Here is a 20,796-nt window from a genome sequence, read left to right as displayed (position 1 = left end):
CGACCTCTTCCTGATCCGATGGTGGTCAGCTGGTTGCACCCTGCCGCGCCGCGCGGGACTTGAGCACCTGCGGCACCACCAGCGCCGCCAGCACGATCAGCAGGATGAACGCCGACAGCGGCTGCTGGAAGAAGACGGTGAAATCCCCCTGGCTGTTCTGCACTGCAGTTCTGAACTGTTTCTCGGCGACTGGTCCCAGAATCGCCCCGATGATCGCTGGCGTGATGGGGAAGTCAAACCGCCGCATCAGGAACCCGATCACCCCGACGATGGCCAGCAGCACCAGGTCGAACACGCTGTTGTTCAGTGAGTACACCCCCACCGTGCTGAACACCAGAATCCCAGCGTACAGGAAAGGGCGCGGCACGAGCAGCAGCTTCGCCCAGACAGGCGCTAAGGGCAGATTGAGCACCAGCAGCATGACATTGCCGATAAACAGACTGGCGATCAGACCCCATACCAGATCCCCATTCGTGGCGAACAGCAGCGGCCCCGGCTGAATCCCGTACTGCTGGAACGCGCCGAGCAGGATCGCGGCGGTGGCGCTGGTGGGCAGACCCAGGGTCAGCAGCGGTACGAGCACGCCCGCCGCGGACGCGTTGTTCGCCGCTTCCGGCCCGGCCACGCCCTCGATGGCGCCCTTGCCGAACTCCTCGGGGTGCTTGCTGAGCTTCTTCTCCAGCGTGAAGGACAGGAAGGTGGGGATCTCCGCGCCGCCCGCCGGGATCGCGCCGAACGGGAAGCCCAGCGCCGTGCCGCGCAGCCACGGTTTCCACGAGCGCCGCCAGTCCTCGCGGTTCATGTTGGCGTTTCCGTCCAGTTTGATCACGCTGGCCTTGTCTTTCCGCAGGCGACTTGCCACATACAGGGTCTCACCCACCGCGAACAGGCCGATCACCAGAACAATGAAATCGATCCCGTCCAACAGTTCAGGGAATCCCAGTGTGAAGCGGGCCTGACCACTCTGACTGTCGATGCCGATGAGGGCGAATGCCAGACCGATGAAGAGACTGATCAGGCCTCTGAGTGGCGAAGAACCGAAGGTCGCGCTGATCAGCACGAAGGCGAGAACAGTGATGGAGAAGGTGGCGCTGGCAGGAATTTTGACTGCCACGTCCGCGATGGCTGGGGCGGCTATGGTCAGCAGTGCCGTGCCGATGGTGCCCGCCACGAACGACCCGATCGCGGCGGTCGCCAGGGCGGCAGCGGCGCGGCCCCGGCGGGCCATCTTGTTGCCTTCCAGGGCGGTGATGATGCTGCTCGATTCGCCCGGGGTGTTCAGCAGGATGCTGGTGGTGCTGCCGCCGAACATCCCGCCGTAGTAGATCCCGGCGAACATGATGAACGCACTCACGGGCGGCAGTTGCGCCGTGACCGGCAGCAGCAGCGCCACGGTCAGGGCCGGGCCGATGCCGGGCAGCACGCCCACCAGGGTGCCCAGTGTCACGCCGATCAGGGCCCACAGCAGGTTCAGGGGGGTCAGGGCGGTCTCGAAGCCCGCAAGCAGGGACGTGACGGCCTCCATCACAGCACCCCTTTCAGGATGCCCGCCGGGAGACTCAGGCCCAGGCCGCGCGTGAACGCCACGTACGTGACGAGCGCGACGATCAGGGCGACGCCCGCCAGCAGGGGCACCCGGCGCTCACCGAACGCGACGCCCACGCTGAAGTACATCACGGCCGTGCCCACCACGAAGCCCAGCGGCACCAGGATCAGCGAACCCAGCAGGAAGCCGCCCAGGATGATCCCGGGCTGGCGCAGGTCCGGCTGGGCGTCCGGGTCGCTGTCCTCCTCGGCGGCGGGTTCGGCGCGGTAGCCGCGCAGGGTCGCCACGAGCAGCAGTGCGCCCAGCGCCAGCGTGCCGACCGACACGATCATGGGGAACACGCGCGGGCCGACGTACGCGTTGATGCCGAAGGGAATCTTCAGCGTGCCGATCAGAAGCAGGGCCCCGACGATCAGGACGCCCAGCGCGACCAGCAGGTCGGGCACGCTCAGGCCGCGGCGCGCGGCGGGAATGGGGGTGGTGACGGGATCAGACATGCACGGAACCTCGCAGGGCAGGGAAAGACGGGGGGGGACGCAACGTGGGGCCGGGCGGCGCGAAGGAAACTCGCCACCGCCCGGCACGACCAGCCGCAGGCTTTACTTGACGAGCCCGATGTCCTTGAGGACCTCGCGGGTGCGGGTCGCTTCCAGCTTCAGGAACACGTCGAACTTGCTGCCGCTCATGTACAGGTCCGTCCAGTTGCGGGTCTTGAGGGTGTCCTTCCATTCCTTGCTGGCGTGCAGCTTGTCCATGGCGGCCACCAGCGCGCCCTTCTCGCTGCTGCTCAGGCCGGGAGGGGCGACGATGCCGCGCCAGTTGGCGAGTTCCACGTTGAAGCCCTGGGACTTCATGGTGGCGACCGGAATGCCCGGCTGGGCCTTGGGGGCGCTGATGCCCAGCGCGCGGAGTTTCCCGGCCTTGATCTGCGCCTCGAACTCGCCGTACCCGGCGACGGCGGCCGTCACCTGGTTGCCCAGCACCGCCGCGAGCGTCTCGCCGCCGCCGCTGAAGGGCACGTAGTTCATCTTGCGGGGGTCCACGCCCGCCGCCTTGGCGAACAGCCCGACGAGCATGTGGTCGGTGCCGCCGGCGCTGCCGCCCGCGAAGGGCAGGCTGGGGTTGGCCTTCCAGGCGGCCGCGAGGTCACCCAGGGTCTTGTAGGGGCTGCTGGTGGGCACCACGATGACCTCGTACTCGCCGGTCAGGCGGGCGATCGGGGTGACGCGGCTGAGGTCCACCTTGGAGGAGTTCGTCTGGATCGCGCCGACCATCACGAGGCCCATGGTCATCAGCAGGTTGCTGTCGCCCTTGCTGTTGTACAGCTGCGCCAGGCCGATGGTGCCGCCCGCGCCGGGCACGTTGAACACCTGCACGGGCTTGGCGATGCCCTGGTTCTGCAGCACGGTCTGGATGGTGCGGCTGGTCTGGTCCCAGCCGCCGCCGGGGCTCGCGGGCGCCATGATGCGCAGGTTGCTGAGGTTCTGGGCGGTGGCGGGCGCGGCGAGCGTCAGCAGGGCGGACGCGGCCAGGATGGCAGTCTTCTTCATGGGGTTCCTCCGGTGAGGGGGTGGGTTGTGGTGTCACCCGTACCCTACGCCCACCCGGCCCCGGTCACAAGAGTTTTTTTGCGTGCTGGCCGAGCAATCCGTGTACGCAATGCACGCCCGTGAACGCAATGCACGCAACCCCTGGGTGTGACGGGCCGCGCGCTCCTACAATCGGTGGCGAACACCCATGACCCGACGACGCCCCAACCTGCAGGGCCGACTGGTGCGCCTGCACCTGATCGTGCTGTGTGCCATGACCGCCCTGCTGGTCGGCGTGCAGACCGCGCAGCTGTACGGCGAGGCCCGCGAACGCCTGGGCGAGCGCGCCCTGACTGCCAGTCGCATCGTGGCGAAACTGCCCGTGGTCGTGCAGGGCACCGCGCGCGGCACGCAGGACGCCGCGCTGAACACCCAGGTGAACGTCCTGCGCGAGGAGGCGGGCGCGGACTTCATCGTGGTCGGCAACGCGCGCGGCATCCGCCTGGCGCACCCCGTTCCCGAGCGGCTGGGCAAACCCATGGAGGGCGGCGACAACGCCCAGCCGCTCGCCGGGCAGGAGGTCGTGTCGGTCGCGCGCGGCAGCCTGGGCCTGAGCGTGCGCGGCAAGGTCCCGGTCTGGGCAGGCGGCGTGCCCGGCAGCCGCGTGGTGGGCGTGGTCAGCACCGGGTACCTCATGCCGCAGGTGTGGCATCTGGTTGGCAGCGCCCTGATCAGCCTGCTGCCGTGGTTCGTGCTCGCGCTGGGCCTGGGCACGGTGGGCGCGGTGTGGGCCGCCCGGCGCCTGCGGGCCGAGATCCTGAACCTGGAACCCGAACAGATCGCCGCGCTGGCCCGCCAGCAGCGCGCCGTGCTGGCCGCCCTGCGCGAGGGCGTGCTGGCGGTCGATGCAGGCGGGCTGGTGACGCTCAGCAGCGACCGCGCCGTGACCCTGCTGGGCGGCCAGAGCGCCCCGGCGCCCCTGGCGACCCTCTGGCCGGAACTGGCCCTGCTGACCGCTGGTGGGGCGGCGCGTACCCAGAACCTGGAACTGGCCCTGCGGGGCGAGCCGGTCCTCGTGAACCTCGAACCGCTGGAGGGCGGCGGGTTCGTCGCGGGCTTCCGCGACCGCGCCGAGGCCCTGGCCCTGGCAGAGGAACTCACGCACGCGCGCGGCTTCGTGGACGTCCTGCGCGCCCAGACGCACGAGTACCAGAACCGCCTGCACGTCCTGTCCGGCCTGCTGCAGCTCGGGCGGGGCGAGGAGGCCCTGCGCGTCCTGAACGCCGAGATTCACGCCGACGCGCAGTTCCGGCAGCTGCTGCGCGACGTGCAGGTCCCCCGGCTGGTGGCGCTGCTGGCCGGAAAGCGCGAGCGGGCGCAGGAACTCGGCATCGACTTCCAGATCACCGAGGGCAGCCACCTTGGCCCCCACTGGGAACGCCACGCCGACACCCTGGTCAGCGCCGTGGGGAACCTCACCGAGAACGCCTTCGAGGCGCTCGCCGGGCAGCCCGGGCTGGTCACCGTCACCATCGGCGAGGACCCGGACGGCATGCAGGTCGAGGTGGAGGACAGCGGCCCCGGCGTGCCCCCGGCCCTGCACGACACCCTCTTCGACCGGGGGGCGAGCAGCAAGGGCGAGGGCCGCGGCTACGGCCTGCACGGCGTCCACGCGCGCGTGCAGGGCCTGGGCGGCAGCCTGCGCCACACCCGGCGCGGCCCGCTGACCGTCTTCCAGCTGAGCCTCCCGCAGCCCCTCCCACACCGCCCCCCCGAACCGGCCGAGGTGACCGCATGAACGCCCGAATCCGCGTGCTGCTCGTCGAGGACGACCTGCGCGTCGCCCGCGTCAACCGCGACCTGCTCGAACGCGACCCCGACGTGCACGTCGTCGGCAGCGCCGCCACCTGCGCCCAGGGCGACGCGCTGGCGCAGGCGCTGAAACCCGACCTGATCCTGCTGGACGTCCACCTGCCCGACGGCAGCGGCCTGGGCCTCCTGCGGCACTGGCGCGCGCACGGCCTGACCACCGACGTGGCCCTGATCACCGCCGCCGACGACGAGAACAGCGTCCGGCTGGCCCTCGCGCACGGCGCGTTCGACTACCTGATCAAACCGTTCACCGGCGCGCGGCTTCAGGACCTGCTCGCCCGGCACCGCACCCGCCGCCTGCCGGGACCCGGCGCGGCCCGCCTGGACCAGGGCCGCCTGGACCGCCTGCTCGGGCACGGCGCGGCGCAACCGGCCGCCCTGCCACGCGGCATCGACCCGAACACCCTGGACCGCGTCGTGCAGGCCCTCCAGGGCGCCGCGCAGTCCGTCACCGCCGAGGAGATCGGGGAGCAGGTCGGCCTGAGCCGCGTGACGGCGTGGCGGTACCTCGAACACCTCGTGCGCAGCGAGCAGGCCACGCTGGAACACCAGTACGGGAACGCCGGGCGCCCCGTGAAGCTCTACCGCGCCCGCACCCCCTGATACGGGATTAAATTGACTTGCTTGCACCGTGATCGCGTTCCGTTGTTCCCTCTCCCCCTGTGGGACTCGGAGAGCTGCGCAGCAGAGAGGGAGGGAGGCGCGAAGCGACGGAAGGGTGAGGGGGCCACCGGGCGACTCCGAATGATGTGGAATCACTTGAGTCCCGTATGACCCCGGGACACCGTGACGCGATCCCGAATCGGCCGGGCCGGGCGCCGACTACACTGGTGACCCGATGCGTTCCGCGCTGCCCACCCTGCTCCTCCTGACCGCCTGCGCGCCCACACTGACGGTCAACGCCGCCGACACGCCCCCCGTGGACCTGGGCGGCGCCGCGCCGGACGTCGTGATTCTCAGCGTGGCGGGACGCTGCGGGGTGCCGTGCGCCGCGCCGCGCGACAACTGGGCGTACCTGGGGTCACGCGGCACCGTGGACCGCGTCGCCCGTGAATTCCAGGCGGCCGGTCTGAGCGTGCAGGCCGCGAACTACGCCAGCAGCCCCACCGCGCGCTTCGTGTCCGCCCGCACCGGCACCGAGCAGCGCGGGTACGCGGCCCTGCTGGCGGACCTGGACGCCCTGCGCGCCGCGTGGACCGGCCCGGACGCCCCGAGGATCGTGCTGCTGGGGCATTCGCAGGGCGTCGTGTGGCTGCACCAACTGACCCGCGACCGGCCCGACGTGCCCTTCGCGGCGCAGATCGACCTGGACGGCATCTGCCTGGGCTGGAAGACCGACTTCGGCCCGCTGATCCGCACGGGCGACCCGTTCTCCCCCCTGAACGCCTGCGAGCCCATGACCGTCGCCGGGCGGCGCGTGAACGCCAAGGACGTCGTGTGGCCCAACGTGGCGCGCGGGATCGAGGTGCAGAGCAAACGCCTACCCCGGCGCGGGGCCGCCACCGGTTACGCCGTGAACTACCTGTTCGAGGTGGAGGGCAACGTCCGCCTGGACGGCACCACGCGCGCCCTGACCCGCTTCATCTCCCCCCGGGAGGACCACAGCGCCGTCACGTACCCGGCCAGCGACGCGATGACCTGGGTGGCGGGGCAGCTGCGCACCCTGACGCTCGACTGGGCGGCGCAGGACGCCCGGGGTCCGGCCGGAACGGCGTCCCCCTGACCGTCACCCGGGCCGCGCGGCGGCCAGTTCGTCCAGCCACGCCTGCGCGGCGTGGGCGTCCTGCACGGTCGCGCCCCGCTCGGGCGGGAACCACGCCAGCAGCCCATGAAGGGCCGCGCCCTGCACCGGCCCCACGCTGAAGATCACCTTGTGATCCCCGTCGTGCAGGTGCAGCAGGGCCGCCGGGGCCCCCTCGCGCACCGTGCCGACCGCCAGCGGCTCGCCCAGCCACACGGCGTCCACCTCGGCGTCATCGGCCGGGTTCAGGGTGCCCGGCAGGCACCCGTAGTTCACCGGCGCGGGCCGGGCCTCCACCCGCAGCGGCTCCAGGCGGCCGTCGCGCCACACGAAGCGCTCGCGCTGCCCCGCCGTCCACTCCACGACGCCGCGCCATGCCCTCACGGCTTGACCTCGTACAGTTCCACCTGCCGCAGCACCGCGCCGCCGAACGACAGGACCGCCCGGTACGCGCCCTTGTCCGGGGCGCGCAGTTCGAAGGTCGCGGCGCGCTGCGCGGCGTCCAGGTACACGCTGTCGGTGCCGATGGCCTGGGTGCCGTTGAACCACGCCACGCTCAGGAACCCCGGCGTGATCGGGCCGTCTACCTGGGCGCGCAGCAAGAGCCGCTCGCCGTCGCGGGTCAGGGCCGCGCCGGTCACGCGCGCCGGAAGTTCCGGTTCGATCTGCCCGGGAATCAGCGGCACGAAGTTGTAGCGGCAGCTGCCCAGGGCCGGGCACAGCAGCGCGAGCAGGAGCAGGGAACGCCTCACGCCGTCCATGCTACCTGCCCGCGCTGAGTGTGACGTCAGGGCAGCCGGTGCGCTTCGATGAAGTCGATGACGGCCTGCCGGGTGCCGCCCAGGAACGTCAGGGGGCGCGCCATGGCCGCGATGATCGTGATGTGGTTCAGTTTCGGCAGCACGGTCCGCGTGACGGGCACGCCCGCGCCCTTGAGGGCCGCCTCCATGTTCAGGGCGTTCTGCGGGTAGACCGTGTCGTCGTTCTCGGCGACGAGGAGCAGGTGGGGCGGCGCGTCGGCGCGCACGTGCCGGTCGGGCATGACCTCGTCCGGGGTGGCGCCCACCGGGAAGGCCTTCGCGCTGGAGAACTGCCGGAAGTCGTACGAGTACGGCCCGGCCACGCCGATCACGCCGCGGATCGCGCTGACCGGCACGTCCGCCTCCGCGAGCCAGCGGGCGTTGTCCACGACCTCCACGGCGTTGAAGCCCCCCGCCGAGTGGCCCATCACGAACACGTTCTGCGGGTTGCCGCCCAGCGCGCCCACCTTCTCGCGCAGGACCTTCAGCGCCTGCGCGGCGTCCTGCACGTACGAGGGATACCGGTTCGCCGGGGCGAGACGGTAACTCATGACGGCCGTGACGTACCCGGCGCGCGCCAGGGACTCCCCGACGAACTTGTGGCCGTCCTTGTCGCCGTTTTCCCAGCTGCCACCGTGGATGAACAGCACGACCGGGGCGCTGCGGGCGTTCTGCGGGGCGTACACGTCCATGACGTTGCGGACGTCCGGGCCGTAGCGGACGTTGCTCGTCACGTTCAGGCCGGCGGTGGAGACCACGCGGTTCAGGGTGCCCTGCGCGCCGTCGCGGGAGCAGGCGGCCAGCGCCGTCATGAGGAGCAGGGCGCCGGCCCCCAGCAGCGCGGCGCGCGGCACACGGGAACGGCGGGACGGGGCGGGAGAGGTTCGGGTCATGCCCCCACCCTAGAGTCCCGGCGCCCGGGTGGGCAGCGCGCCGCGCCACAGTCCAAACTTGAACTGCCGTTCATGCGCGGGCGTACACTCCGCCGCCGCGCGGGCACGCTACGCTGCGCGCATGCCCGCCCCCACCGAGCCCGCGCCCACCGACGCCCTGATCGTCGGCGCCGGGCCCGCCGCCCTGGCCCTGGCCGCCGAGTTGCGCGCCCGGCACCACAGCGTCCGGATCGTGGCGCCGCACGCGCCGCAGGCCTTCCCCGCCACGTACGGCGCGTGGCTGGACGACCTGCCCGCTTGGGCGCAGGCCTGCGCCGCGCACGTGTGGACGGACGTGCGGGTGTACACCGGCCCGCAGCCCACGCCGCTGCTGCGGCCCTACGCGCTGCTGGACAACACCCGGTTCCTGCACGCGCTGCTGGACCGCGCCGGACCCCTGGCCTGGACCGTGGGGACCGTCACGCACGCCGCGCCCGGCGCGGACGGCTGGACCGTGCACACCCGCGAGGGGCACGCCCTGACCGCCCGCTTCGTGGTGGACGCCGCCGGGCACACGGGCAGCCTGCGCCGCCCCCGGCACCCGGGCGGCGCGGCACTGCAGACCGCCTACGGCCTGACCGCCCGCTTCGAGCGGCCCCCCAGTGCACCCGGCGCGATGGTCTGGATGGACTACCGCGCCCCGCACGGCCCGGGCGAGACCCCCACCTTCCTGTACGCCATGCACCTGGGCGGCGACACGTACTTCGTGGAGGAGACCAGCCTGATCGCCCGCCCCGCCCCCACCCGCGCGGCCCTGCGCGCGCGGCTGCACGAGCGCCTGCGCGCCCAGGGCACCCCGCCCGGCGAGATCCTGCACGAGGAATGGGTGGCGTTCCCCATGAACACGGCCGCCCCCGACCCGCACGGTCCGCTGGCCTTCGGGGCCGCCGGGGGTCTGGTGCACCCCATCAGTGGCTTTCAGGTCGCGGGGGCCCTGCGCGCCGCGCCCATGGTGGCCCACGCCGCGGCGGACGCCTTGCGGGCCGGGCGCGACCCGCACGCGGCGGCCTGGGCGGCCCTGTGGCCCCCCGAGCGCCGCGCCGCGCGCGAGGTGCACCTGCTGGGCGTGCAGGCGCTGCTGAACCTGCCCCCGGATCAGCTCGCGCCGTTCTTCCGGGCGTTCTTCGCGCTGCCGCCCGCCGCGTGGCACGCGTTCCTCGACCCGGACACGCCGCCGGGCGCACTGGCCCGCACGATGCTGCGCCTGTTCGCCACGCTGCCGAACCGCACCCGGCTGCCGCTGGCCCGCGCGGCCCTCGCCACGCCGGGGGTCAGTGGGCGCGCGCTGCGCTCGGCCATGAACGTGCCTACAGCCTCCGCCCATCCGGTCCCGGTCCCGGCGCGGCAGGCTGTGGGCATGAGCGACGATACGCGCAGCGAGAACGCCGTCCTGAACCACGAGGACCTGAACCAGACCGAAACCATCCAGAGCGGCATGCAGGGCGCCACCGGGAACGCCGACGCGAACGGGCTCGACCCCGACGTGAACCTCGGCGAACGCGTGGAGGAACTGCGCGAGAACCTCCGCCCGCTGACCGAACAGAAATAAACCTGCGCGCAGGAACAGGGGGGCGGCCCCGACTGTTGGCCACCCCCCTTCCCGGCGCCCCTATACTCGCCGCATGTCCCTCCTCGACATGATCGGGCCCGTCATGATCGGCCCCAGCAGCAGCCATACCGCCGGGGCCTGCCGCCTGGGCCTGGTCGCGCACCACCTGCTGGGCGAACCGCCCCGCGTGGCCCGCATCGGCCTGCACGCCTCGTTCGCCAAGACCGGGCGCGGGCACGGCACGCACCTCGCGCTGATCGCGGGACTGCTGGGCATGCGGCCCGACGACCAGCGCCTGCCCGCCGCGTTCGAGGAAGCGCAGGCGCAGGGCCTGACCTTCGAGTTCCACGATTCGGACCTGGGCGACGTGCACCCCAACACCGCGCTGATCGAGGTGAGCGGCGACACGCAGCGGGTCACGGTGCAGGGCAGCAGCACGGGCGGCGGCGTGATCCTCGTCACGCACGTGCAGGGCCTGGGCGTGAACTTCAGCGGCGCGAGCCCCACCCTGATCCTGCGCTACACCGACGCGGTCGGCATGATCGCCCGCATCGCCACGACCATCGCGGCGGACGGCGTGAACATCGCCACGCTGACCTGCACGCGCGTGGCGCGCGGGGGGCAGGCGCTGCTGGCGGTGGAACTCGACCAGCCCCTGAGCGCCGAGGCGCAGGCCTTCCTGGCCCGCTGGGCGGACGTGAACTGGCTGCGGATGCTGCCGAAACTCATGGACGGCTGAACCGCTGCAGGATCAGCCGCCCGGAGCCGGCGTCAGCGGCTGGCCTCCACCCGCGCGAGTTCCGCCGTGATCGCCGCGTCCAGTTGCGGGAACACCTCCGGCCAGGGCTGGTTCAGGCTGGCCCCGGCGGCCGGGACGTGCCCGCCGCCGCCGAGCGTCACGGCGATGTTCTGCGCGCTGACGCCCGCGCGGGAGCGCAGGGACAGCTTCACGCGGTCCCCGAAGTCCTTGACCATCACGGCCAGCTGCGAGCCCTCGGCGTTGCGGAGCATGCCCACGTAATTCTCGACGTCCTCCCAGGCGGCCCCGGCGCGTTCCAGCATCGCCTCGTCCACCCGGGCCAGGACCACGCGTCCGCCGTGCAGGAATTCCAGGCTGCCCAGCACCTCGCGCAGCAGCATGTAGTACGTGCGGGGGTTCTGGCCCAGCTGGTCACTGATCCAGCCCAGCCGGGCGCCCGCCTCGCGCAGCCGCGCGGCGGTCCGGAACGCGCCGGGCGTGACCGAATCGAACCGGAACGACCCGGTGTCGGTCACGAGGCCCAGCATCAGCGGCGTGGCGATCTCCTCGGACCACCCGGCGCCCAGCAGGTCGATCAGGTCCGCGACCATCACGGCCGCCGCCGGTTGCGAGGGGTCCACGGCGTGCGCGTCGGCGCGGCGGGCGTTCGTGCCGTGGTGGTCGACGTTCACCACCGGACCGGTGAACACGCTCAGGTCCGCGCCGCCCACCCGGACGTGATCGTTGTTGTCCACGTCCAGCACGGCCGCCAGCGCCCCAGCGGGCCACTCCGCGAGGCGCCCTTCGGTCAGTTCGCCGGGGCGCGGCATGAACGCCAGGAAACGCGGAACCTGCATGGGCGCGATCACCTCGCGGCCCAGGCTGCGCAGGGCGCGCGTCAGGCCGAGCACGCTGCCCAGCGCGTCCCCGTCCGGATTCTCGTGCGAGAGGACCACGATCGGTCCGGAGTGGTCCAGCAGGGCGCGGGCGACCGCCGCGAGGTCGGAGGTGGGGGAGAGGTCCGTCATCCCTCAACTATAGGCCGCGCGGGCAATCCTGGCCGCCGCGCGCCCGACGAAGCGCGCCACCCGAGTCGAACCGGGTGGCGCGTTCATCCTGTCCGCTCAGCTGGCAGGCGTCTTGCGGCTGCGCGTGGTCTTCGCGGGCGCCGGTGCCGGGCTGGGCGCCGCCGCGGCGAGTTCCGGCACGATCGCCGAGAGGTCCTCGTGAGTGATCGGGCGTTCCTGCGCGCCGAAGCCGGTCGCGGCCAGCGCCCCGGCGGCGTTCGCGGCGCGCGCCGCCCCGCCGATCCCCGCCCCGGCCAGGATCGCGTGCGCGAACACCGCCGTGAAGGTGTCCCCGGCGCCGGTGGAATCCACGACCTTCCCGGCGGGTCGGTAGGCGTCCACGAGTTCGGTGTCCTCGGGCGTCCAGGTGATCGAACCCATCTTGCCGACCTTCACCACGACCCGCTGCGCGCCGGCCTTGCCCAGCTGCGCCAGGGCCGCGCTGATCGAACTGGTGCCGGTCAGGGCCTGCAGTTCGTGCTGGTTGAGCATCAGGTAGTCCGCGCCCACCACGTCGTTCAGCAGGGAGGTCCCGGCCTTGTTCACCGCGCCGGTCCCCAGGTCGATGAACACGGGCACCGGGGTTTTCGCGCCGCGCGCCGCCTCGATGGCCGCGAGGCTGTACTCCCGCTGCGGTCCCTCGGTCAGGGCGTACGCGTTGATGATCAGCGCGTCGGCGCCCTCGACGTCCTTCTTCTTGAACCCGGCGGGGTCGAGCTGGCGGTTGGCGGCGCCGTCGCTGATCATGGCGCGTTCGCCGTCGCGGGTCTGCATGACCGTGATGGTGCTCGTGATGAGCGTGGCGTCGCGCTGGATGGCGGCCTCGCTGACGCCGCTCTCGCGCACGCGGCTCAGGGCGTACTCCGCGAAGGGGTCGTCGCCGACGCGCGCGGCGAGGGTCACGGCGTGCCCCAGGCGGGCCAGGGTGACGCTCATGGTGCCGCCGGCCCCGCCGGGCTTCATGCTGGCCTGCTGCGGCGTGACTTCCTCGCCGGGTTCCGGCAGGCGTTCGAGGTGGTAGAGGTGATCGACGGTCACGTCACCGATGATGTAGAACTTCACAGGGGATTCCTCCGGGGTGCCGGTCTGGGCGGCCCTGAATAGTGACTGGGGGGGTGATTCTTGCTCGCGGTTACCGTATCACGCCCAGTTTGACGGCCATGTCACGCAGGTCACCCAGGGACACGTCCTCGGCGCGCACGTCCGCGCGCAGCCCGACCGCCTCCAGCGCGGCGTCGATCGCGTCGCCGTCCATGCCGGTCAGGCGCAGGTTGTTGCGCAGCGTCTTGCGGCGGTGGTGCAGCGCGGTCTCCACGAACGACAGGAATTCCTGCTCGGGCGCCGGGCGGGTCCGGTCGAAGTCCAGGCGGATCACGGCGCTCGTCACGTCCGGCGCGGGCAGGAAAGCGCCCTTGGGGACGTCGCGGACGTGCTGCACGCTGCCGTACAGCGCGGCGATGGCACTCAGGAACCCGTAGTTCTCCTCGCCGGGCCGCGCGGCGAGGCGCTGCCCGACCTCCTTCTGCACCAGCACGGTCGCGGACACGATGCCCGGCGCGCGCATGAAGCGCGACAGCAGCAGCCCCGTGATGTAGTACGGCAGGTTCGCGATGACCCGCGTACCCGCGGGCAGCGTGGCGTAGTCGAAGTCCAGCGCGTCGCCCCACACGACCTGCACGTCCAGCCCGTCCAGCGTCTCGGCCAGCACGGGCCGCAGCCGCTCGTCCTTCTCCAGCGTCGTGACCTGCGCGCCCCGGGACGCGATCTCGCGCGTCAGGACGCCCAGGCCGGGGCCGATCTCCAACACGGGCACGCCGGGCGCGGCGCCGCCCGCCTCGGCGATGGCGCGAAGGATGTTCCCGTCGATCAGGAAGTTCTGCCCGAGGCTCTTGGTGGGCTTCAGACCGTGCCGGTCGAGCAGGTCCCGCACGCGCGCCGGGGAGTACAGCGGCGCGGCGCTCAGGTCCCGTTCCTCATCGGGGGCGGGGCGGCGGTCGGGGCCGCGCCGGTCGGACGGGCGGCGGTCGGCGGTGCGGGCGGGTCTGCGGGAGTCTCTGGGCATGCGGGGACGGCCCTCCGGGGCCAGGAAGTGAGGGGCAGCGTGTGGGCGGGACAACGGTGAGCGCCGCTGTGGGCGCGCCGGGAACACGTCAGTATACTCACGGGGTGAGTTTCCGTTCCGGGCTGTTCCCCTGCCGCGCTCCCCACCGAGGCACGCCGTGACCGCCGGTGCGCCGCCCGCCCCACCGGCCGCCACGGCCACGCTGGGCGACCTGATCCGCGCCGGGGAGTGGCGCCGCGCCGCCGCGACCGCCAGCGTGCTGGGCGAGAGTGCCGACCTCGTGGACGCCCTGCAGACGCTGCGGGTCGTGCAGGACGAGATCCGCGCCCGCCGGTACCCCGCCGCGCGCCAGCAGCTCGCCGCGTACCGCGAGGTGGCGGGCACGCTCACGCATCCACTGGCGGCGGAGCTGCGCCTGTACGTCCACCCCGACGAGGTCACGCGGGCCCTCGACGCCCTGGAGGCGCAGCGCCGCACAGACGACACGGCGGCGCTGCGCGCGGCGCTGGAGGGCGCCCTGGCGCAGCCCCTGACCCGCGCCGAGGCGCTGAACGCCCTGGGCGTCCTGCACGCCATGCTGGGCGACGAGCCGCAGGCCCGCGAGGCCCTGACCGCCGCGCGCGAGGCCGACCCCGGCCATTACCGCGCCCTGACGAACCTGGGCAACCTGGACATGGAGGCCGGCCGCTTCGCCGAGGCCGAGGCGATCTACCGCGAGGTGCTGACCCTGGCCCCCGAGTACGACGGCGGGCACCACAACCTCGGGGTGGCGGTGCGCCGCCAGGGGCGCGTGGCGGAGGGCGTGCGGCACATCCGGCAGGGCCAGCGGCTGTCCATGAAACGCTCCCGCGAGGACACCCGCGCCGAGGCGAAGGAGCAGCTGAGCCGCACGCCGGGCCTGAAGTACCTGCGTTTCGTGCTGCTCGCCGCCGCCGCGCTGATCATCTTCCTCGTGCTGCGCGGCGCGGGCGGCTGAGCGGCCCGCCCATGAGCGCCGCGGTCCTCACCCCGGACGGTGTGCGCGCCATCGACGGTCGCCTGGAGCGCGCGGGTCTGCTCGACCCGGCCATGGAGATCGCCGGACAGGCCGTCGCCCGCGCCGTGCAGGAGCGCTGGCCGTCCGGGCGGGTGCTGCTGCTCGCGGGCGGCGGCGCGAACGGCGGGGACGCCCTGGTCGCCGCTCGGCACCTGCTCGCCGCGGGGCGGGAGGTGACGGTCCTGGCCCGACCGTCCACGCACCCCCTGACCCGCCTGAACCGCCGCCGCCTGCGCGCCGTGGGCGGCGAGGTCCGGCCCCTGACCCCGACCACCCTGGTCCGCGCCGCGCGGGACGCCCGGGTGGCGGTGGACGGCCTGCTCGGCACCGGCTTCCGGCCCCCCCTGCGTGGCGACCTGGCCCGCGTGATCGGCGCGCTGAACGCCGCCCGTGACCGCGGCCTGGGCGTGCTGGCCATCGACCTGCCCAGCGGCCTGGACGCCACGCGCGCCGACCTGCCCGGCGAGGCGGTGCGGGCCGACGTGACCGTCACGTTCATCGGCCCGAAACCCGCCCAGCTGTTCGGGGACGCCGCCGCGCAGTGCGGCGAGGTGCGGACCGTTCCCCTCCCCGTCCCCGCCGCGTGGATTCGGGACGCGCAGGTCGCCGCCCGCCCGGACGACGCTGGCCTGGGCGCGCTGCTGCCGGTCCGGACGGCGGCCGCGCACAAGGGCACCGCCGGGCGCGTCTGGATCGTCGGCGGGCACCCGGGCACCCTGGGCGCCCCGGCCCTGGCCGGACTGGGCGCGCTGCGTGCCGGGGCGGGACTCGTCACGGTCCACTCGGCGGCGGACGTGCCGCTCGTCACGCCGGAACTCATGGCGCGGCGCCACGCCGACCTGAACGCCGTCCTGCGGCAGATGGCGCCGGGGGATCGCCCGGACGCCGTGGCGGTAGGGATGGGCCTGGGACCCGAAGCTCCGGCGCTGGCGCGCGAGGTGCTGGACTGGGAGATCCCCACCGTGCTCGACGCCGACGCCCTCCAGCCCGAGCTGGCCGGGCAGGGGCACGCCGGGTGCCTCTGGACTCCCCACCCCGGCGAGGCCGCCCGCGTGCTGGGCGTCCCCACCCCCGAGGTCACGCGCGACCCGCTGGCCGCCGCCCGCGCCCTGCAGGACCGGCTGGGCGGCGTGGTCGTCCTGAAAGGCGGCCCCAGTGTCGTCGCGTGCGCGGGCGACCTGAGCGTTGCGCGTGGGGGCCACCCGGGCATGGCGAGCGCGGGCATGGGCGACACCCTGAGCGGCATCCTCGCGGCGCTGCTCGCGCAGGGCCTGGACCCCTGGGACGCCGCGCGCGCCGGGGTGCGCCTGCACGCCCGCGCCGGGGAGATCGCCGCCCTCCGCTTCGGCTACGGCCTGGGCGCCACCGACGTCGCGCACGACCTGGGCCGCGCCTGGGCCGACCTGCGCGCGGCGCCCCTGACGGGTGTATATGCCGGTGTGTGACTCTCCGCACCGGGCGCTGACAGCGAGGTGATACGGTGACCGCATCCATGCAAGGTCTGCTCAGCGATGTGCCCCTGATGGGCGTCCTGGAACTCATCCACACCACCCGGCAGACGGGCGTCCTCGACGTGCAGTCCGACGTCCCGTTCACGGTCGCGTTCATGAACGGCGAGGTCATCTCCGGCGGCATCCTCGACTGGATGGGTGCCGAGGCCATCCAGGCCAGCCCGATCCTCGCGGAATCCGGCACGTTCCGTTTCGAGCCGCGCGGCGTGACCGGCGCGCCGCTGGCACCGTACGGGCACTTCTCGACCGACTGGGCGCGCATCAGTGACGAGTGGGATCAGGTGTGCGCCGTGATCGGCAGTCCCAGTCAGGTGTTCCAGGGCCGCGTGCCGCTGTTCGACACGGAGCAGGGCCGCTCGATCCGCGCGGTGGCGCGCGAGGTGGACCTCCCGCTGTTCGAGGTCGCGCAGACCGTCGTGCAGGCCGTCCGCGAGGGAAAACTCACCCCGACGGGCCGCTTCGAGTGGGCGCGACTGAAACTGCAGCCGGCCGGTCAGCGGGCCGTGCTGCACCCGGTCGCGCGCCTGCTGGACGGCTCACGCACGCTGAACGACGCCGTCGAGTCCGGCAGCAGCGTCACCGACGTCCGCGAGTACCTGCTGGGCGAACTGCGCCTGGGCCTGCGCTTCGCGGGCAGCGGCTGGGTCATGCGGGACCTCGTGTGGGAACACCGGCACCTGCCCGCCTCCTGACCGGTCGTGCTGCCTGAACGGGTGCGCCGCCTGATCCAGGTCGCGCACCGGCCACCCCGTCGGGAGGCATCGGCCCGCCCGGCGTGCAGGCGACCGGCGCGTGCGCGGCGTGGCGTAGAATGCCCGGCATGCTGTTTCTCTCGGCCCTGCTGCTGATCGTGGCGTTCCTGACGGGCAGCGCGCCGCTCGGGCACGCCGTCCTGTCCCGCGCGGGCGTGAACGTCCGCGTCAACAACCCGCACAACCTGGGCGTGGAGAACGTCCTGTACCGCGTCGGGCCGCAGCTGGCCGCCGTCACCGCCCTGCTGGACGCCGCCAAGGGCCTCGTGGCGGTCCTGATGGCCGCCAGCCTGGGCCAGCCGGACGTGACGGTCATGGCCGCGCTCGCCGCGTACCTGGGGCACCTGAACCCCTCGCGCGCGCTGTTCGGGGACACGCCGCCGCGCGGGCGGGGCAACCTCGTGCTGCTGGGCGTGCTGGCCGGACTGGCGGTCACGGGCGCGCTGCCGCTGTGGGCCTGCGCGCTGCCGGTCGTGGTGTACGCCGCCGTGGCCGGATTCTTCGGGTTCGTGAGCGCCGCGACCCTGGCGGGCCTGCTGGCGTTCACGCTGGCGGTCGCTGCCCTGCCGCTGGGCCCTGCGGCGAAACTGGCCGCGCTGGGGCTGCTCGTCGCGGCGACGTGGCGCTTCAAGGAGAACATCGGCCGGATGCTCGACGGCACCGAACCGCGCCTGGGCGAGGCCGTGCCCCTGGCCGGGCGGCGCAGTGACGAGGTCGTCGCGGCGTTCATGATCCACCCCATGAACATAGAGAACTTCTGGAGTGCGCGGCGTTTCGCGTGGCTGCGGCCCCTGGTGGAAAAGGGCGTCGTCAGCGAGCGCAGCGTGCGCCAGATGGCCGACAGCCTGCGTCCCATGAAGATCGGGGAACTGCACGGCATCCGCACCGTGGACGGCAAGAGCATCCGCTGCTACCTGCTGTCGAGCCCGCTGCTGCCCGACGTGTTCCGCGACAACCCGGACCTCGCCACCCGCCGCGCCATCGAGGGCGCGCGCCTCGCGCAGGAACTCGGCGCGGAGGTCTTCGGCCTGGGCGCGTTCTGGAGTGTCGTGGGCAACAAGGGCATCGACGTGCAGGCCGCCGTGCCGGAACTGACCATCACGAACGGCGGGGCGTACACGTCCGGCACCATCAAGGCCGCCATTCCCGGCATCCTGGAGCACTTCGCCGCCGAGGGCCGCGACCTCAAGCACGCGACCGCCGCCGTGGTCGGCGCGAACGGCGTGGTGGCCTTCGGCATCGCGCGGACCATCGCGCCGCAGGTGGCGAAACTGATCATGATCGGCCGCGACGCCGAGCGGCTCGAACGCACCGCCGCCACCCTGCGCCGCGCCGCGAAGGACACCGAGATCGTCGCCACCACCAGCTACGACACCCTGAAGGACGCCGACCTGATCTTCACGGCCACCAGCGACCCGAACCCCGTGATCTTCCCGCAGCACGTCAAGCCCGGCGCGTGGATCTTCGACGAGGGCCGCCCCGCCGACGTCGACGAGAGCGTGCAGGCCATTCCCGGCGTGCGCGTCATCCCCGGCGGCGTCGTGCGGCCCCCCGGCGGCATGACGAGCAACATCGACCTGCAGTTCGGCGAGGGCCAGGTGCCCGCCTGCCTCGCCGAGACGCTGATCATCGCCGCGACCGGCGAGCACCACCGCAAGAGCCTCGGTCAGCAGACCCTCACGGAGAACATCAACTTCTTCGTCGAACAGGCCGAGAAACTGGGGTTCCAGGTCGTGGACTGATAAGGACTCCGGTTGAAAGGTTTGCAAAAAATTTCAACCCGAGCGGAGCGAGGAGGAGAACAACGGGTTCCGGGCGTGGAGTTGGCAGATCGGTGATTTTCCGATCTGTTAACGAAACAAACGGAATCCGTATGACCACGGTTCCCGGCTGAGGAGGGGGCGTGGGCCGGGCTGGCCGCGCCCCCTCCAGCCGTTGACGTCAGGACACCGTCTGCATGACCGGGTAGGGCGCGTGAGTGCGGCCCGGCCGGACGGACTGGACCAGCTGCGCAGCAGAGAATGGACGCGTCTGGCGTCTGTAGTGCCGATGCTGTGATCTGGAGACCTGCTCCTGCTGCCGGGGCCTACGGTGTTCCCACGCCAGGGACGGCATTGAGGGGACTCTCACGCAGATCGGGTGGAGCGCGCGCGGCGCACGCACTAGCCTGCCCGGCAGATGCGCGCCGTCCTCCTGCTCCTTGCCCTGCTGCTGCCCGCCGGGGCGCACGCCGCGCGCCTCCCGCTGTTCCTCGGCCCGGCCGCGCCGCCCATCACGCCCGCCCCGCAGGTGTGCGCCCCGCCGGACGCCCCGCTGGAGCGGGTGCTGTGGACCCTGGACCGCGCCCGGGGCGGCCCGGACCTGAGCTGCGGGAACGAGGTGCTGGGCTTCGTCCGCACGCCCCGCGACCTGGACAGCCCGCAGGACGCCTTCCGCGTGCTGGCCGACGAGATGCAGGGCGCGCGCGCCGAGGTGCTGCTGACCAGCATGGAATGGGAGAGCGACCCCGGGCGGCCCGGCGCCATGTTCGTGCAGGCCGCCCGCGACCTGTACCGCCGCGTGCAGGCCGACCCCGGCGCGTACCCGCAGGGCATGACGGTCCGCGTGCTGCTGGGCAACTACCCGCAGCTGACCGACCCGGCGGGCACCGCCCAGGTGCTGGGCCTCGCCCGCGCGCTGCGGGAGGCGGGCGTGCCCCTGCGGGACGCCCGCGTGGGCTGGACGGTCACGCTGCTGAACTACGCGTACCTCCCGCACAGTCACGTGAAACTGCACGTGATCGACGGCCAGGACCTGACGGTCAGCGGCTACAACTTCACCGCGTGGCACCTGCCACTGGGTGAACCCGGGGGGCTGGCCCTGCACGACACGGGGCTGCGGGTGCGTGGCCCGGCCGCGCAGGAGGGCGTGGCGGTCTTCGACGACTTGTGGCGGCACAGCGACGAGCTGCGCTGCCCGGACGACGTGGCGCCCGGTGACGTGGCGGCGCGCTGCGCCCTGGTCGCGCCGCCGCCTCCCTCGCACCCGGCCGCGGCGGCCCGCGCGGTCACGGCCGGACCGGACCGGGCCTTCATGCTGTACCGCCGCACCGCCGGGGAGGACTTCGCGGACCGCGCGCACCTCGCCCTGATCGGCGCGGCGCGCCACAGCATCGACCTGATGCAGTCGGATTTCAGTCCCGGGCTGGACTGCTGGTTCGGGTACCTGAATCCCGACCCCTGCACCCTGGACCGGTTGCCGGTGTACTTCCCGGCCCTGCTGTCGGCCATGGAGCGCGGCGTGCACGTGCGGCTGCTGGTCGTGGATTACGGCTTCGGGCGACCAGCCAACCGCACGGGCGTGGCCCTGATGCGCCGCGAACTGCGCCGCCGTGGCCTGGAGGACCGCTTCGAGGCGCGCTACAGCACGTTCAGGATGCACAGCAAGGTCATGACCGTGGATCACGCGCTGGTCGTGGCGGGCAGCATGAACTTCCACTTCAGCGCGTGGGGCAGCGCCGGACTGGCCGAGGCGGCCCTGGCGACCGGCGACGCGGACGCCGTGGCCGAGCAGGAACGCAGTTTCGAGCAGGCCTGGACGACCAGCAGCGTCCCCGTGCCGCCCGAACCGTGGCTGGCACGTGTCGCCCGCGCGACACCCTGAATCAAGGCGGCAGCAGGT

The 20,796-nt window shown here is 72.8% G+C and carries 19 protein-coding genes; 10 read left to right on the top strand and 9 right to left on the bottom strand.

The window, feature by feature from the left end; translation table 11 throughout:
- Window positions 1–25 precede the first annotated feature (25 nt).
- The 3 genes from DEIGR_RS09560 to DEIGR_RS09550 all read right to left on the bottom strand — a co-directional run bounded on the left by DEIGR_RS09560 (window position 26) and on the right by DEIGR_RS09550 (window position 3,096).
- On the bottom strand, window positions 26–1,525 hold the full coding sequence (locus DEIGR_RS09560) for a tripartite tricarboxylate transporter permease (protein ID WP_058976751.1): 1,500 nt from the start codon (window positions 1,523–1,525) through the stop codon (window positions 26–28).
- Entirely contained in the window at window positions 1,525–2,043 is a 519-nt protein-coding gene (locus DEIGR_RS09555; protein ID WP_058976750.1) for a tripartite tricarboxylate transporter TctB family protein, read from the bottom strand. The genes DEIGR_RS09560 and DEIGR_RS09555 overlap by 1 nt, the downstream gene beginning before the upstream one ends.
- Window positions 2,044–2,145: 102 nt before the next feature.
- Window positions 2,146–3,096, bottom strand: a complete 951-nt coding sequence (locus DEIGR_RS09550; protein ID WP_058976749.1) for a Bug family tripartite tricarboxylate transporter substrate binding protein — start codon at window positions 3,094–3,096, stop codon at window positions 2,146–2,148.
- 187 nt (window positions 3,097–3,283) lie between these two features.
- On the opposite strand from DEIGR_RS09550, the gene DEIGR_RS09545 reads away from it, so the two are divergent.
- The 3 genes from DEIGR_RS09545 (at window position 3,284) to DEIGR_RS09535 (ending at window position 6,670) form a co-directional block, all read left to right on the top strand.
- Complete coding sequence (locus DEIGR_RS09545; protein ID WP_058976748.1) at window positions 3,284–4,873, top strand: ATP-binding protein; 1,590 nt, start codon at window positions 3,284–3,286, stop codon at window positions 4,871–4,873.
- The gene (locus DEIGR_RS09540) at window positions 4,870–5,550 is read left to right on the top strand and encodes a response regulator (protein ID WP_058976747.1); all 681 of its coding nucleotides are present in this window, start codon (window positions 4,870–4,872) and stop codon (window positions 5,548–5,550) included. Before DEIGR_RS09545 ends, DEIGR_RS09540 begins: the two co-directional genes overlap by 4 nt.
- A gap of 235 nt (window positions 5,551–5,785) precedes the next feature.
- Window positions 5,786–6,670 carry a hypothetical protein gene (locus tag DEIGR_RS09535; RefSeq protein WP_058976746.1) on the top strand — a complete coding sequence of 295 codons (885 nt, stop codon included), beginning with the start codon at window positions 5,786–5,788 and terminating at the stop codon, window positions 6,668–6,670.
- Between the two features lie 3 nt (window positions 6,671–6,673).
- On the opposite strand, the gene DEIGR_RS09530 is transcribed toward DEIGR_RS09535, so the two are convergent.
- The 3 genes from DEIGR_RS09530 to DEIGR_RS09520 are packed head-to-tail and all read right to left on the bottom strand — an operon-like array spanning window position 6,674 to window position 8,381.
- On the bottom strand, window positions 6,674–7,072 hold the full coding sequence (locus tag DEIGR_RS09530; RefSeq protein WP_058976745.1) for an inorganic pyrophosphatase: 399 nt from the start codon (window positions 7,070–7,072) through the stop codon (window positions 6,674–6,676).
- The gene (locus tag DEIGR_RS09525) at window positions 7,069–7,449 is read right to left on the bottom strand and encodes a hypothetical protein (protein ID WP_058976744.1); all 381 of its coding nucleotides are present in this window, start codon (window positions 7,447–7,449) and stop codon (window positions 7,069–7,071) included. Before DEIGR_RS09525 ends, DEIGR_RS09530 begins: the two co-directional genes overlap by 4 nt.
- Window positions 7,450–7,475: 26 nt before the next feature.
- Window positions 7,476–8,381, bottom strand: coding sequence for an alpha/beta hydrolase (locus DEIGR_RS09520; RefSeq protein ID WP_058976743.1), 906 nt, complete (start codon window positions 8,379–8,381; stop codon window positions 7,476–7,478).
- Window positions 8,382–8,502: 121 nt separating this feature from the next.
- Between DEIGR_RS09520 and DEIGR_RS09515 the strand changes: the two genes are divergently transcribed.
- Both DEIGR_RS09515 and sdaAB read left to right on the top strand, forming a co-directional pair.
- On the top strand, window positions 8,503–9,969 hold the full coding sequence (locus DEIGR_RS09515; protein WP_058976742.1) for a lycopene cyclase family protein: 1,467 nt from the start codon (window positions 8,503–8,505) through the stop codon (window positions 9,967–9,969).
- A 73-nt stretch (window positions 9,970–10,042) separates the two neighbouring features.
- Window positions 10,043–10,708 carry an L-serine ammonia-lyase, iron-sulfur-dependent subunit beta gene (gene sdaAB / locus DEIGR_RS09510; protein ID WP_058976741.1) on the top strand — a complete coding sequence of 222 codons (666 nt, stop codon included), beginning with the start codon at window positions 10,043–10,045 and terminating at the stop codon, window positions 10,706–10,708.
- A gap of 32 nt (window positions 10,709–10,740) precedes the next feature.
- Here the strand turns inward: sdaAB and DEIGR_RS09505 are convergent, their stop codons facing one another.
- The 3 genes from DEIGR_RS09505 to rsmA form a co-directional block, all read right to left on the bottom strand.
- Window positions 10,741–11,736 carry a DHH family phosphoesterase gene (locus DEIGR_RS09505; protein ID WP_058976740.1) on the bottom strand — a complete coding sequence of 332 codons (996 nt, stop codon included), beginning with the start codon at window positions 11,734–11,736 and terminating at the stop codon, window positions 10,741–10,743.
- A gap of 96 nt (window positions 11,737–11,832) precedes the next feature.
- Complete coding sequence (locus DEIGR_RS09500; protein WP_083523990.1) at window positions 11,833–12,837, bottom strand: carbohydrate kinase family protein; 1,005 nt, start codon at window positions 12,835–12,837, stop codon at window positions 11,833–11,835.
- 70 nt (window positions 12,838–12,907) lie between these two features.
- A complete protein-coding gene (gene rsmA, locus DEIGR_RS09495; protein ID WP_083523989.1) occupies window positions 12,908–13,837 on the bottom strand; it encodes a 16S rRNA (adenine(1518)-N(6)/adenine(1519)-N(6))-dimethyltransferase RsmA in 930 nt (309 codons plus the stop codon).
- A gap of 157 nt (window positions 13,838–13,994) precedes the next feature.
- On the opposite strand from rsmA, the gene DEIGR_RS09490 reads away from it, so the two are divergent.
- The 5 genes from DEIGR_RS09490 to DEIGR_RS09470 all read left to right on the top strand — a co-directional run bounded on the left by DEIGR_RS09490 (window position 13,995) and on the right by DEIGR_RS09470 (window position 20,778).
- Window positions 13,995–14,813, top strand: a complete 819-nt coding sequence (locus DEIGR_RS09490) for a tetratricopeptide repeat protein (RefSeq protein WP_058976739.1) — start codon at window positions 13,995–13,997, stop codon at window positions 14,811–14,813.
- Window positions 14,814–14,824: 11 nt separating this feature from the next.
- On the top strand, window positions 14,825–16,318 hold the full coding sequence (locus DEIGR_RS09485; protein ID WP_058976738.1) for a bifunctional ADP-dependent NAD(P)H-hydrate dehydratase/NAD(P)H-hydrate epimerase: 1,494 nt from the start codon (window positions 14,825–14,827) through the stop codon (window positions 16,316–16,318).
- A gap of 47 nt (window positions 16,319–16,365) precedes the next feature.
- Window positions 16,366–17,076, top strand: a complete 711-nt coding sequence (locus tag DEIGR_RS09480) for a DUF4388 domain-containing protein (RefSeq protein WP_058976737.1) — start codon at window positions 16,366–16,368, stop codon at window positions 17,074–17,076.
- Between the two features lie 128 nt (window positions 17,077–17,204).
- Window positions 17,205–18,878 (top strand): glycerol-3-phosphate acyltransferase, encoded by a 1,674-nt coding sequence (locus DEIGR_RS09475; RefSeq protein ID WP_058976736.1) that lies wholly within the window; start codon window positions 17,205–17,207, stop codon window positions 18,876–18,878.
- A gap of 436 nt (window positions 18,879–19,314) precedes the next feature.
- On the top strand, window positions 19,315–20,778 hold the full coding sequence (locus DEIGR_RS09470; protein WP_058976735.1) for a phospholipase D-like domain-containing protein: 1,464 nt from the start codon (window positions 19,315–19,317) through the stop codon (window positions 20,776–20,778).
- The last annotated feature ends 18 nt before the right edge of the window (window positions 20,779–20,796 follow it).

It is taken from the genome of Deinococcus grandis (assembly GCF_001485435.1).
Lineage (GTDB): Bacteria > Deinococcota > Deinococci > Deinococcales > Deinococcaceae > Deinococcus > Deinococcus grandis.
This window is presented reverse-complemented; position numbering and strand designations above follow the sequence as displayed.